13 protein-coding genes are annotated in these 13,696 nt (G+C 43.1%); 6 read left to right on the forward strand and 7 right to left on the reverse strand.

All coding sequences use genetic code 11. The annotated features are described in order from the left end of the window. Positions 1–13: 13 nt before the first annotated feature. Both ACLI08_RS07555 and araA read right to left on the reverse strand, forming a co-directional pair. Positions 14–1,720: a sodium:solute symporter family transporter gene (locus tag ACLI08_RS07555; protein WP_411427860.1), complete on the reverse strand. Its 1,707-nt coding sequence runs from the start codon at positions 1,718–1,720 to the stop codon at positions 14–16. 97 nt (positions 1,721–1,817) lie between these two features. Next, complete coding sequence (araA, locus tag ACLI08_RS07560; RefSeq protein WP_411427861.1) at positions 1,818–3,308, reverse strand: L-arabinose isomerase; 1,491 nt, start codon at positions 3,306–3,308, stop codon at positions 1,818–1,820. Between the two features lie 288 nt (positions 3,309–3,596). On the opposite strand from araA, the gene ACLI08_RS07565 reads away from it, so the two are divergent. After that, positions 3,597–4,730, forward strand: a complete 1,134-nt coding sequence (locus ACLI08_RS07565; RefSeq protein WP_411427862.1) for an MFS transporter — start codon at positions 3,597–3,599, stop codon at positions 4,728–4,730. An 80-nt stretch (positions 4,731–4,810) separates the two neighbouring features. Here the strand turns inward: ACLI08_RS07565 and ACLI08_RS07570 are convergent, their stop codons facing one another. The 3 genes from ACLI08_RS07570 to ACLI08_RS07580 all read right to left on the reverse strand — a co-directional run bounded on the left by ACLI08_RS07570 (position 4,811) and on the right by ACLI08_RS07580 (position 8,957). Further along, complete coding sequence (locus ACLI08_RS07570) at positions 4,811–7,282, reverse strand: DUF5686 and carboxypeptidase regulatory-like domain-containing protein (protein ID WP_411427863.1); 2,472 nt, start codon at positions 7,280–7,282, stop codon at positions 4,811–4,813. Positions 7,283–7,398: 116 nt separating this feature from the next. Then, entirely contained in the window at positions 7,399–8,361 is a 963-nt protein-coding gene (locus ACLI08_RS07575) for a hypothetical protein (protein ID WP_411427864.1), read from the reverse strand. A 71-nt stretch (positions 8,362–8,432) separates the two neighbouring features. Beyond that, the gene (locus ACLI08_RS07580; protein ID WP_411427865.1) at positions 8,433–8,957 is read right to left on the reverse strand and encodes a DUF6438 domain-containing protein; all 525 of its coding nucleotides are present in this window, start codon (positions 8,955–8,957) and stop codon (positions 8,433–8,435) included. Between the two features lie 144 nt (positions 8,958–9,101). Between ACLI08_RS07580 and ACLI08_RS07585 the strand changes: the two genes are divergently transcribed. The 3 genes from ACLI08_RS07585 (at position 9,102) to ACLI08_RS07595 (ending at position 10,992) form a co-directional block, all read left to right on the forward strand. After that, positions 9,102–9,995: a cation diffusion facilitator family transporter gene (locus ACLI08_RS07585; protein ID WP_411427866.1), complete on the forward strand. Its 894-nt coding sequence runs from the start codon at positions 9,102–9,104 to the stop codon at positions 9,993–9,995. A gap of 35 nt (positions 9,996–10,030) precedes the next feature. Next, positions 10,031–10,606: a cytochrome b/b6 domain-containing protein gene (locus tag ACLI08_RS07590; RefSeq protein WP_411427867.1), complete on the forward strand. Its 576-nt coding sequence runs from the start codon at positions 10,031–10,033 to the stop codon at positions 10,604–10,606. 77 nt (positions 10,607–10,683) lie between these two features. Further along, a complete protein-coding gene (locus tag ACLI08_RS07595) occupies positions 10,684–10,992 on the forward strand; it encodes a hypothetical protein (RefSeq protein WP_411427868.1) in 309 nt (102 codons plus the stop codon). A gap of 298 nt (positions 10,993–11,290) precedes the next feature. On the opposite strand, the gene ACLI08_RS07600 is transcribed toward ACLI08_RS07595, so the two are convergent. Continuing rightward, positions 11,291–11,710: a DUF1456 family protein gene (locus ACLI08_RS07600; protein ID WP_411427869.1), complete on the reverse strand. Its 420-nt coding sequence runs from the start codon at positions 11,708–11,710 to the stop codon at positions 11,291–11,293. Positions 11,711–11,811: 101 nt separating this feature from the next. Continuing rightward, positions 11,812–12,591 carry a T9SS sorting signal type C domain-containing protein gene (locus ACLI08_RS07605; RefSeq protein ID WP_411427870.1) on the reverse strand — a complete coding sequence of 260 codons (780 nt, stop codon included), beginning with the start codon at positions 12,589–12,591 and terminating at the stop codon, positions 11,812–11,814. Positions 12,592–12,877: 286 nt separating this feature from the next. Between ACLI08_RS07605 and ACLI08_RS07610 the strand changes: the two genes are divergently transcribed. After that, positions 12,878–13,477, forward strand: coding sequence for a DUF4142 domain-containing protein (locus tag ACLI08_RS07610; RefSeq protein ID WP_411427871.1), 600 nt, complete (start codon positions 12,878–12,880; stop codon positions 13,475–13,477). Between the two features lie 23 nt (positions 13,478–13,500). Beyond that, entirely contained in the window at positions 13,501–13,665 is a 165-nt protein-coding gene (locus ACLI08_RS07615; protein ID WP_411427872.1) for a lmo0937 family membrane protein, read from the forward strand. Positions 13,666–13,696 lie beyond the last annotated feature (31 nt).

Here is a 13,696-nt window from a genome sequence, read left to right on the forward strand (position 1 = left end):
GTTAGTTTTGTTCTTACCAGAATCGTACGTAAAGTACCGTAAGGCAGAGTAATGTTAGTACAATAAGTACGAGTGTAGTAGGCTCTACGCGGAACATTTTGGTATCAATGCTAAAGGCCTTAGGATTTACTTTAGGGCCGGCAAAGCTCATTACTATCATTAGCAGCATGGTAAACACAAACGACCACCCCATACTAATAAGGAACGGTATTTCGTAAATGCCTTCGCCATTTTTGTAGGCAGTCCAAAGCAGCGTTTCAGCGCCAAAAATATCAACGGCAAAGCTGTTAAAGAAGATAGATAATGCAAAACCTGCAATTACGCCTGCTACCGCTGCCGCTCCTGTAGTACGTTTCCAGAACATACCCAGCAGGAACATGGCAAATACACCCGGACTAAAGAAACCTGTATATTTTTGTATAAAGGTAAAGCCGCCTTCTCCGCCTATGCCCAATGTATCATTCCAGGTAAGCGCTACAGAGAATACAATAGCAGCAAGTATGGCTAAACGCCCTACAATAACCAGTTTCTTTTCAGAAGCGTCTTTGTTAATGTAGCGTTGGTAAATGTCTAAGGTAAAGATGGTAGAGATACTGTTTGCCTTACCTGCAAGTGAGGCTACAATAGCGGCAGTAAGCGCAGCTACCGACAGTCCTTTTAGTCCTGTAGGCAGGAAGGTAAGTACCGCAGAGTATGCGTTGTCTGCCTTAAAGGCTTCGCCTACACCCATTTCGGTTTGCAGTGCACCGTTTTTATACAGCACATAAGCAGCTATACCCGGAAGCATTACAATAACAGGCATGGCAAGCTTCATAAAACCGGCAAAAAGAATACCCGTACGTGCTGTTTTAAGGTCGGCACCAAGGGCACGCTGGGTAATGTACTGATTACAACCCCAGTAGTTAAGGTTTACAATCCAGATACCTGCAAAATACATGGCTATACCCGGCAGCATAAGGTATTTATTAATATCGGCCTGAGGCGAGCTTGCGGTAGGCTTGTCTACCATTAGTTTAAAGTGTTCAGGGGCGTCCTGCATCATGGCTTTAAATCCTGCAATAGCATCGGCACCAAGGCCAAAGTGTTCGCCTACTTTGGTCAGCGCTATATAAGTAGTGGCAAGGCCACCTACCACAAGCACTACTACCTGAATAACATCGGTAAAACCAATAACCTTCATACCACCAAGTGTGATAATCAGTGAGAATATGGCCATAGCTATTACAATGATGTGGAAGTACTCTGGCCCGGCTATACCGGCTATAGCAATGGCACCCAGGTATAAAATGGAAGTAAGGTTTACAAATACATAAAGGAACAGCCAAAACACTGCCATAATAAGGCTTGTGGTTTGGTTATAGCGGGTTTCCAGGAACTGTGGCATGGTAGATATCTTGTTTTTAAGATACATGGGTATAAACCATACAGCCACTATAATAAGTGCAAGGGCGGCTATCCACTCATAGGCGGCTACTGCCACACCTACTACAAAGCCGTTACCACTCATGCCTATAAACTGTTCTGCAGAAATGTTAGAAGCGATTAACGATGCGCCAATGGCCCACCAGGTAAGGGAGCCCTCTGCAAGGAAAAAGTCTTTAGAGTCAGATACGTTTTCCTCAGAGCTTTTTTTGTTGCGGTACACCCAGTAACCGTAACCGGCAACAAGAAAAAAGTATACAATGAATATTACATAATCAATAATAGCAAATTTGCCCATAATTGTGTGTGTTAAGGATTTTGGTTATAGCGGTGCCTAATATAGTATTTTTTGTGTATAGGCGACACTTTTGTGCCGCCTAAAATACTACAAGGTCTTATTTGAACGAGGCGTCATTCCACCTTAACTCATTTTTAATGCTGTCTATGGTAGTGTTTTTGCCTATTCTTATAAATTCTATTCCGGCCATTTCGGCAAAGTCCTGAATGATTTCAGCCGAAAGGTTTTGGCTGTATGCCGTGTGGTGTGCACCACCTGCGTAAATCCATGCTGCGCAGCCGGTTTTCATATCCGGTAGCGGTTTCCACAGTACGCGCGCTACAGGTAGTTTCGGTAGCTCGTTTTCTACTTCTACTGCTTCTACTTCGTTTACAATCATACGGAAACGGTTTCCTACATCTATGATAGACGCGTTTAGGGCAGCACCACCAGCTACGTTAAATACAAGGCGCGCAGGGTCTGCTTTTCCGCCTATGCCCAGTGGGTGCACCTCAAGGCTTGGCTTGGTAGCCGCAAGCGATGCGTCGATTTCCAGCATGTGCGAACCCAGTACCAGTTCGTTATTAGGGTCAAAATGATACGTATAGTCTTCCATAAAGCCGTTTCCGCCCGGCAGGCCGGCGCCCATAACTTTAAAGGCACGTACAAGGGCTGCTGTTTTCCAGTCGCCTTCACCTGCAAAGCCATATCCTTCTGCAAGAAGCCTTTGTACAGCAAGGCCCGGAAGCTGTACCATACCGTGAAGGTCTTCAAACGTATCTGAGAAGCCTACAAAACCACCGTCTACTAAGAATTTACGCAGAGCAACTTCTATCCTGGCAGCTTCATAAACCGATGCATAGCGTGCCCCGCCTTCTTTAAGGTCATCTGCTACAGTGTACTCAGTATTATAAACCGCAATTTGTTCTTTGATTTCTGCGTGGCTTACTTCGTTTATAATGGCTACAAGGTCGCCTATACCATAGCTGTTAACCGAGAAGCCAAACTGTAGTTCTGCTTCTACTTTGTCGCCATCGGTTACGGCTACAAAGCGCATGTTGTCTCCAAAACGGGCAATTTTGGCACCTTGCCAATCATACCAGCCGGCAGCCGCACGGCTCCAGTCGCCTATTTGTTTTTCTACCTCAGGGTCTTGCCAGTGGCCTACCACCACCTTGCGGTTTTTGCGCATGCGCGATACCATAAAACCAAACTCACGGTCGCCGTGTGCACTTTGGTTAAGGTTCATAAAGTCCATATCTATAGAGTTCCACGGAATATCTCTGTTAAACTGCGTGTGTAGGTGTAGTAGCGGTTTTTTTAGCGCAGCAAGGCCGCGGATCCACATTTTAGCAGGGGAGAAGGTATGCATCCATGCAATAACGCCTATAACATTCTCAGCAGTATTGGCCGCTACAAGGGTATCGTATATTTCCTGTGTAGATTTTACGGTAGGCTTATATACTACCCTTACCGGAATGTTTCCGCTGGCATCAAGTCCTTTTGCCAGTTCCTGAGAGTGTGCTGCAACTTGTTTAAGCGTTTCCTCGCCATATAGGTTTTGGCTTCCGGTAACGAACCATACTTCGAATGTCTTTAGATTTATCATAACTTAAGCTGTAAAATTTGATGTTTTTGTTTCGGCCAAAGGCCTGGTTTTCAATTTAGGTTTATAAAACGTTATAGTGTTAAAATAACACTAAAAATAATAAGTGTCGAAATAACACTAATTTTTTGACATATACAAGTGTTCTTATAAAAAAATGTATAGTTGGTAATTTTTCGGCAGAAAATTAACATTGTGGAAATAATGCGGGCAGATTATTGCAGTACAATTGTAAATCGTACACTAATCGGTATCTTTGCACCTCACAATTACATTTACACCCCTTACAATATGAAACAATCTCCTGCAGCAATAAGGGCTGCCGTGGCGGCTATGTTCTTTATGGCCGGTATTTGCTTTAGCAGTTGGGCTTCGCGTATTGCTACAATACAGCAAAAGCTTTCTATTTCCGAAGGTGTTTTTGGTGCGGTGCTTTTTGCCATGCCGGTAGGGCTTATGCTTTCGTTACCGGTATCGGGCTGGGCGGTAAACCGTTTTGGCAGCCGAAAGGTGGTTTGCACAGCACTTATAGGGTACGCCGTAGCATTAACCGGGCTTGGTTTTATGCCCAGTATTTATACGTTGGCAGCAAATATTATGGTATTCGGTTTTTTTAGTAATGCGGTAAACGTATCTGTAAACGCGCAAGCCGTGGCTACAGAGGCTTTGTTTAAAAAGCCTATTATGGCGTCGTTTCACGGGGTGTGGAGTATGGCAGGATTTATAGGTGGGGGTGTGGGCACACTTATGATAGGGAACCACATACCGCCTTCAATGCACTTTATTATAATGGCTGTAGTAGTAGTGGCATCGGTTTTTATTTGCTGGCGCCACCTTAATGATGACCGCACGCCTGCAACCGAAAAAAAGAAAGCCTTTGCAAAGCCCGATGCGGCACTTATAACCCTGGGCGTTATAGCATTTTGTTCTATGGTGGTAGAGGGTACCATGTTTGACTGGACGACCATTTATTTTAAAAAAGTAATCAACGCTACCGATGCTAATGCCGGGCTTGGCTTTACCGCCGGTATGTGTATGATGGCTACCGGGCGTTTTATAGCCGATAGGTTTTCGGCACGTTTTGGGCTTAAGCGTACTTTACAGGTAAGCGGGGCACTTAGCCTTACAGGGCTGCTTACGGTAATTGTATTCCCGTATTTAGTACCGGGCATTATAGGGCTTATGCTTATAGGTTCGGGTATATCCAGCGTGGTACCGCTGGTGTATAGCGTGGCAGGCAGAAGTACCACTATGGCTCCGGGCCCTGCAATAGCAGCAGTAAGCACCATTAGTTTTTTAGGATTCCTTATAGGGCCACCGGTTATAGGCCTGCTGGCAGAAGCGTTTAACCTTCGCATATCTTTTGCGTTTGTGGCACTTATGGCACTGTTTGTTATTGTATTTTCATCTCGTGCAAAGATTTAGACAATCACTATTTTTTTATACAAGAACCGCCTGCTCACAGAGCAGGCGGTTCTTGTATATAGACCTATATGTTTTACGGTTTAAAGCGCCAGGCTGAACATAACGCCGTTTGTAGCTACGTTACCCTGGAACGAGTGTACATAGTCTACCCTCAGTATCCTGAAAGCACCTAGGCCTATGTTTCCAAAACCGGCAGTAAACTCGTGGTAAGGTTTGGTATCGGGCGTCATAAGGCCGTGGTAGCCTACAATAAGGTTCCATTGCAGCAGGTTTAGCAGCGGGATTTTGTTCATAATGTAGCCGTTAAAATCGTGCTCTGCATGCAGTTCCAGGTACGAGTTGTTTGTGCTTGCGGTGTAGTACGGTAATAGGTTAAACGACTTCAGCCTGCTATCCATAGTAGTGTAATGGGTTTGGTTACCGTTAAAGTGTTTATAATCGGCAAACGAAATACCATCGGCACCAAAGAATTTACCGGCGTTTACCGCTATGCCAAAGTTTCCTTTATTATCAAAGCTGGTACGGTAGGTAGAGGAAACACTTACAAAGTCGTATTTGTATTGTTCTTTGTTCGCCGCAAATATTTTTTCGTAATGGAAACCCAGGGTAGGGAGGTTGTCATCGCTCAGTTTTACTTTCCCTCCGTACGGTGTGCTCATGTAATCGTAAGGCCAAATAAACTGCCCGTCTACCGTAGCCTTGGTTACGTAGTGTGTGGCAAACGGTACCGATGTATTATCAAGCGGGTTTAGCGGATTGTTAGAAAAATAGTCGTCGGTGTTTTTTATAAGCACATAATCGGTGTTGTTAAACAGTGCTTTGCGACGCGAATATTCTACACCGCCCGTTAACGAAAGCCTGTCGAAAAGTGTTTTACTGTACGATACGCCCATAAAGGTTTTGTCATACAGTTTCATGTAGTTGTTTTTAAACACCAGCGAGCTAATGGTATTTACCAGTGGCGATATGGGTTCATTAGGGTTAAACTGCACTATGCTGTTTCCGCCCGTAAAGTGGAATGTACCCACCTTTCTTATGTAAGGCGAAAACGCGCCACGGAACCTGAAACGGTCTTCGGCAAGGCCGTAGTTTGCGGTAACCGAAGCGGTAAATGGCAGCTTGCCCCCGTATTTAGAATACGAAAAACCGTTCTCTGTATTCCATCCCTGTACGGTGTTGTACATAGGGATTTCAAAACCATTGTAGGTAAAGCGAGATGTGATTATGTTTTTAGTATTGGTGCTGTCGCGCCTTGTGCCGTTCCAGCTATGGCCTGATATTACGCTTAATACCCCAAAGCGGCTGTGTTTTTTAGCTATAGAATCCAGCCTTGCAGGGTTTTCGCGAACTTTGCGCAGGCTGTCTTTTTTTATGTAATCTTTGGTTTCCTCATCAGTTAGTGGTACAGGGCGGTTAGCTGTCCAGTAGGTGCTGTCTTTTTTAATGGCATCTTTTTCATACGATACCACTTCGCGACCAAAGGTTTTTTTATCAAACTTATCGTGAAACACGTAGTTACTGTATACGTGTGTAAACTTACCGGTAAAGTTTATACCGAACATTCCTGCTTCAAAGTCAAACGTTTGTGAGTTTTTTGCCCACAGGCCATTACTTGTGTTGTGGCTAAAGTTTTGCTGTAGCTTTAGTGATTTTAGCGGCGGCATTTGCACACGGTAGCCTTTAATATCTACATCTACAGCATATATGGCCCAGCTACCGCTTACAATGTATATATAACCTTCAAAAACAGGCTCTTTGTCGCGGCGGGGTATTATCTTAATCTTGTTGATTTCGTGCCCCTGCTCATCAAACGTGCTGCCTTCAAATTTATACTTATAGTAACCAAAGGCTCCCTTAGCAAGAGGCGATACCATTTTCACCTCAAAATCCACATAATCATCGTAAAAATTATAAAAAGTGGTAAGCGCCGTACCGTAGCTAAAGCCATTATCGCTGCCACTTACTTTAGTGGCTATAACACGTTCTTTTAGCTTATTGGGCTGCTCAAAGGTAAGGTGCGATACGGTTTCGCTCAGGTAAATAACGCCATTGCCGTTTTTGTCTAAACCTTCCGGGCCTTCTATCTTCATACCCATTAGTTTTTTAGGCAGGTTCCCCACCCTAAAAATACCCTTGCTGTAAAAGTCGGCCTCAAAACGCCCCAGTTTTTCACTGTTTTCTTTTTTGTGCGCTATGGCCTGGCGGATGATCTCGTTAGCCGGGTTGTCGCCGCTGTTAACAACCACCTCTTTCAGTTCGTAGTTATCATCGTCCAGGGTTACGTTTTGCAGGTGTGGCAGTGACTGTGCGTTTACCGTAACCTTTTTGGTTTTAAAACCAATGCTCTGGAAAACCACGGTGTATTTGCCCGGTTGTTTTACGGGGAGTTCATAACCGCCGTTTTCGTTAGCGGTGGTGTTGTTGTACGTGTTTTCTATGGATACCGATACAAACGGAATGCCGTGCCCTTCTTTGTCGGTTATTTTTCCTTTAATCTGGGCGTTTAGTAAAAAGCCTGCGGTAAGCAGCAGTAAGGTGATTAGTTTTTTCATCAAAAGTTTTTAAATGCTGGTTTTTGTTATACTCATTGATTTTGTAAGGATAGACGTATAACGACAGCAAATGGTTGTATGGTATGATGAAAAAAAAGTTTTTTTGTGAAATGCAGCTATTTTAGTTGTAATACTATCCAGTCCAGGCACGCCTTAGAATCCATAATGCTCCACGAATGCGGATGCCTTGTACCATCCGGGCGATAGCCCCTATTGTGCGTAACTATAAGTTGGGCTTTTTTGTTTCCTTTGGTTTGCAATAAGTTAACCATAGCCGAAAGGTCAGTACTATTCATGTCGTATGCGTCGCGGTGCCTGTTTTTCATTTGCCATTCAATATCAGGTTCTGTATAAATACGTAGCGGCGTGTTAAGCAGGTAGCGGGCGTTACCACCATTTGGGTCGCTGTGCGAGTAGATAGAATATTTAAGGTACTCTTCCGGAAATTCTTCCGGGCTTCCACCAAATTCTTTTTTATAGGAGTCCATAATCCATTTACCTTCGTTAACGGCGGGTTCAGAAAAGTTGCGTTCTACATCGCGTTTGGCATGATGGTACAGGTGTGCATAATCTACAGGAGGATCTAAGGCAAAAACTGCCCTTGGCACAATGTACGTGGCGCCCGGCTCCCGGTTTGCCTTTTCGGCATAGCTAAGCGAAATCATACCGCCACCCGAAAAACCGCCGATAACAAATTTGTCCTTAGGTATTTTGTACTGCGCTACAATTTGCTTAAAAATTACATCCAGGAATTTATGTTCCTCATTAAATCTATTGGTCCCCCAGTTAATAGACGGAAAAACAACCAGCATCCCTTTTTGTACAGCAAGTTTGTGCAGGGTTATTTGCGCCATAACACTTTCTACCAACTCACCAGACGATGGCAGTATAACAAGGCAGGCAGTGGGCTTTACCTTTGGCACCAGCTTCAGGTAGAAAAGGCTGGTGGTATCGGTAGGCTCAAAGTTATACAGGTTGTGCGGGTCTTCCTTAAACACAATTACTTTTTCAGGAGTTTGGGAAAAGGTACACTGCAGTGCAAAGATAGTTAGTAATAATAGTAGATGTTTTGGTTTCATTAAAAATGTAATTGTAAATCAAAAAAGTAATATACTACGTTTGGTTGCAAATCCGCACTACATCAGCTAAATTATTTCTTTTCTATTAGGATTGGCAATGGATGGTTGGTGTGGTTTATGTTTTCGTGGTCAAAACTCAACGTGTCTGTAGTTTGTCTTAGTTTTATGCTATCTTTTAAGGTAATTAGCCAATAAAGTGTATTGTCCAAATAATTGGGTAATCCTGATGATTGTGCTTTTACACACTTTTGTTGGTTTTGGTAATCAATTTTCAGGTACATAGACGTATCATCACTTGCTTTTGCAGTATATTTCGAGTGAAATTTTTTGTAGCCTATTATTTCAAATCTGTGGTTTATGCTATCCCAAAGCTTCTCAGATATTTTTCCAATGAAATATCCTTTGAGTTTTCCATTCTCCATACCGTGGTAGCGCAATGTAAGGCTGCTGTCAATTTCAATGGTTTGGTACGGGCATATCCAGCCACAGACACCGGTAGAAAGAGTTATTTTGGTTATCTCGTTGTTGCGTTTCTCCGATTTTTTACAGCATAGAAAACTTAAACACAGTAGTAATAGGAGTATTTTCGTTTTCATGGTTGAAATTTTGTTCTCCCCAAATATACTAAAACATTGGTAGTATTTCCATTAGCAACTCCCTCAAACTTTAAGCAAAAAATAACCCCTTACAACCACTATATCCCTTATTTTTGCAGGCACACTTTTAATATACCTTTACACATGCAACAAGGCAACGAGGCCGCGAATGCTGCCGGACTAAAAACTACCCTTATAGGGATTGTAGTAAGTAGCATACTGGCTGTGGTTAAGGCACTTGGCGGTATTATGGGCAACTCTTACGCTCTTATAGCCGATGCCATAGAAAGCACTACCGACATAGTAAGCAGCGGCATGCTGTATGTGGGGCTTAAGTGGAGTGGTAAGCCTGCCGATAAAGAGCACCCCTACGGACACGGAAAGGCAGAGGCACTCATAGCCTTGGGTATAGCCCTGGCACTTTGTTTTGCGGCAGGGGTTATTTGTGTAGACAGTATTCATAACATACGTACGCCGCATAAGGCACCTAAGGCCTTTACACTGATTATATTGGCGGGCGTGATTATTACCAAAGAAATATTGTACCGCTACGTTATTAAAACGGGCGAGGAAATAAACAGTGGCGCGGTTAAGGCCGATGCGTTTCACCACCGGTCTGATGCCATAAGCAGCGGCGCAGCATTTATAGGCATTGCCATAGGCATACTGGGCGGCCCGGGTTATGAAGTGGCCGACGACTGGGCGGCACTGCTGGCAGCCATAGTTATTGTTATAAATGCCTGGCTTATAGCGCGCCCCGCCATAGGGGAACTGCTGGATGAGGAGCTTCAGCCTGAACTTAATGAGCGTGTAAAAGAACTGGCCAGTGAGGTAGCCGGGGTGGTGTTTGTGCAAAAAGTACACATACGTAAAATGGGCGTAATGAACCATGCCGATATGCACGTATGGGTTAACAAAGACCTTACGGTAGAGCAGGGGCACAGCATAGCGCATGCGGTTAAAGACCACATACAACACGTATTGCCACAATTTGCGTATATTCACATCCATATAGAGCCCGATGGGCACGTTGACTAAGTTTTTTACACCACACCTTTAAAACATTCAATTTTATGGAAGACAAACGTTTTTCGCTGGCCAGCAGGCTCATACACTGGGCTATGGCGTTTACATTTTTGTACCTTATGCTTACGGTTTTCCTTCGCATCGGCTTTATGAACGGCCATGCCATGAGCGATACCATAAGCCATGGGCTTACCGAAAAGGGTATTACTGCGGATAAGGACGTAACCCGGGAAATTGCGCACCACATACTACACCCCATGTGGGAAACCCATGAACTTGCAGGCTATATTATGCTAGGGCTATATATTATCCGAATGATCATTACGTTTAAACAGGGAGCTGCATTCCCCAGTCCGTTTAAGGCGGGTATAAGTGGTAAAGACCGTTTTAAATCATGGGTTTATGTTATTTTTTATGTATTGCTTGCGGTGTCGTTGGTTTCTGCATTGCTTATGGAATTTGGCCCGCAAAGCATAGGCCACGAAATGGAAGAACTGCATGAAAAAGGTACGGTTTACATGATAGCGTTTATACTGCTGCACACCGCAGGGGTACTGGGCGCTGAGCTGGGCGGCGAGCGCGGCATTGTATCTAAAATGATTAGCGGCAACAAACCGCAGTAAATAATTACACTAAACAAATATTAAAACCAAAGTGCGGCAGGTTTGTTTGCCGTATCTTTGGTTTTTATTTTTGCGCTATGAAGAAGATTACCGAAGCCCTGATACGGAAAGACATGTCGATACGAAAAATACAGTATGACCGCGAATGGTTTTACTCGGTTTTTGATATGGAAGACTATCTGGGCGAGGAGCTTAGCGGCGTAGAAACCGTAACCCTGCCTATAGTAGTAGACGGCGAAACCTACAACGAAAAATGCGCCACGTGGGAAGACATAGAACGCTACCGCCACCGCGAACCCCTGGGCGATTTTAAAACCAGCGTGTTCCGCAACCCACCTGCCGAGGTAAAAAAGGCAGTGACAAAATCGACTCGCAAAAAGAAGTAATCTTACTTACTTTCTCCACGCTGCAAAGTTACAACAGCGTTTTATAAAAAGTACTGAAGGCGATCGTTCAGTACGTTGTAAAGTGCTATACACGGTGTTTTGCCTAAAAAGCATTTTTTTGCCTGAAAACGCTGATAAATTTTAATCAAAAAGCGGAAGAATATTTGCTAACCATTACGAGCAAGGCGTTTACAGTATTGTTAAAAACCAAAAAAACAACCCCCGAATGTCGAAGATTGTTTTTTGCTAATTTTATATAGTTTTGATTTTTTTTTTATAGAAAAAACTTTCAAAATCATTATTTGTTCTTGCCGTTTTTAAAACGGACTTTCTCTACCACCGGAACCGGTTTTTTTGCTTTTGCCGGAGCCGCCTTTTTAAACGGTTTTTTTGCGGCGGGTGCCTTGGCAGCCGGCTTACCGTCGGCCTGTGTTTTTGGCTTAGCCGTTTTTAATGCCTGCTTATTTTGCTCCAGTACAGCGTTAGGGTCTTTAGGGTTGTCTTTAGTACCGCGCAGGTGTATAATTAATCCATTCAGGAAGTTACGCAACACCTGGTCGCCACATTCCATATAGTTAGGGTGGTCTGCATTACGGAAAAAAGCACCCAGTTCTGCCTTAGAAATCCTAAAGTCTGCCAGCTCCAGTATTTCTGCAATCTGGTCATCGCGCAGTTGAAGTGCCACACGAAGTTTCTTAAATATATCGTTGTTATTCATTGTCTTTATTTTTGCAAAGGTAGGTTTTTTTTGGCTAGGCCTTTATAAAAAACGCCCCGCATTGCGGGGCGCCTCTTCCTAAAACAGAAGAAAGGTTCCTGTTAGTAAACAATCCGCTTGCTTGTAACGCCTTTGTCAGTCATCACTTGTACTATGAGAACCTGTTTTTGGGCAGCTACACTGCTTACAGAAGTTTGCTGTGCATTTACGCTGTTTTGCGTAAAAAGGGTGCGTCCGTTTATATCGTATATGCGTAGGGCATTTATAGTAGCGTTTTCTGCCTGAATGTTTATTAATCCGTTAGCATTCAGTATGGTTACGTCACTGCTAATCGCTGTTACAGGCGCAGTGCCCATAGTAGTATTTGTATATTGGAGGGTAAAGCGCGTATTAAACTCACCAGCCTCTGTATCAAAGAAGTAAGGGCTGTCATTTAGTTTGTTAACCGTACCGGTTACGTTATCCTTTATATATACTTCCTGTTGCTGTGCGAACACACCATCGCCATGATCTATAGATATTGTGTATGAACCTGCTATTGTGGCGTTATACCCGAGTGCAACTTCATCTATATTACTAAATGCAGGTCTGGCCTGTATGGCAAGGTGAGCATCGTTTTGTATTGAATATAAGGCTATTGTGTTATTCTCCGCAAAGATGGTTGCATCATATCCGAAGTCCATGCCGAAGGTGCACTGTGGCAGGTAGGCTATTGCAGCCTGGCTTACACCGCCGTTAGGAGCGGTAATGTTTATCCAAACCCTTGATGGGAGGGTAGAGGTGATATCTGCAGCACTATATGCTTGATTTTGAGATACTGCACTTACACTCATGAAAAGCGTAATTATTGCAGAAAGGGTAGTTTTTGTAAAGGTGTTCATTTTTTTGGGGTTTTATTTACATGTCAAAAGTACTGATATACTGGTGTTTAGGTGAGAATTTTCTACCGTAGGGCAGTAAGTGTCGTTAAAGTGTGTTAAAATGTCGATAAACGGTAATTTCTTAAATTAACTGCAAAATTTAAAATTCATCCAATTGAAAATTGTGATATATTAATAATTATGGTTAAATATTAGTATTTGTATAACATTACTTGTGAAGTCGCTAACATATTTGTGCGGTTTAACCCTATAAATTTGCCTGTATAAACAATTAAATAACCTAATTATGAAAAAGACATCATTATTACTTGGCAAACTGTTTCTTGGTGCAGCAGTTCTTAGCCTTTCGCTAGTATCTTGTAAGCAAGAGCCTAAGCAAGAAGATCCTAAAGAAATGGCTGAAGACTCAAACGAAGAGAAATTCGAAGATATGCCAAACGACAGCCTTGAAGACGACTCAAGCTATCTTGTAGCTGCTGCCGAAATCAACAGGGCAGAAATAGAGCTTTCTAAACTGGCTCAGAAAAAAAGTACGAACGCAGACGTTAAGGCACTTGCTAAAATGATGGAAACTGCTCATACTAAAGCTGAAAGCGATGTAAAAGCACTTGCCGGTAAAAAGAACATTACAATCCCTGTAGCGCTTACAGAAGACAAACAGGAAGAGTACAACAAGCTTAATGAAAAGACGGGTAACGACTTTGATAAAGCTTTTGCAGATGATCTTGTAAGCGGTCATGAAAAAGCGGTAAGCAAAATTGAAAAAGCGGCTGAAAAAGCTAAAGACCCGGATATTAAAATGTGGGCTGCTAATATGCTTCCTGCTCTAAAAGAGCATCTTGCAAGCGCAAAAGCACTTAAAGAAAAAACAGACGCTCTTAAATAAGAACCATTAAAAAAAAAATTGCTATGAGAAGTTTATTATATGTTATAGCCGTATTACTTATAATCGGCTGGGCTCTGGGCAGTTTTGCATGGCATACCGCTAATGCACTGATACATTTGCTACTTGTGGTAGCTGTTATCATGATACTGTTTAACCTTATCAGCGGTCGTAGAAGGCCAATAGACTAGTTAATCCAATATATAATTTACAGAAACGCCG

The organism is Flavobacterium sp. RNTU_13 (genome assembly GCF_046614455.1).
Taxonomy (GTDB): domain Bacteria; phylum Bacteroidota; class Bacteroidia; order Flavobacteriales; family Flavobacteriaceae; genus Flavobacterium.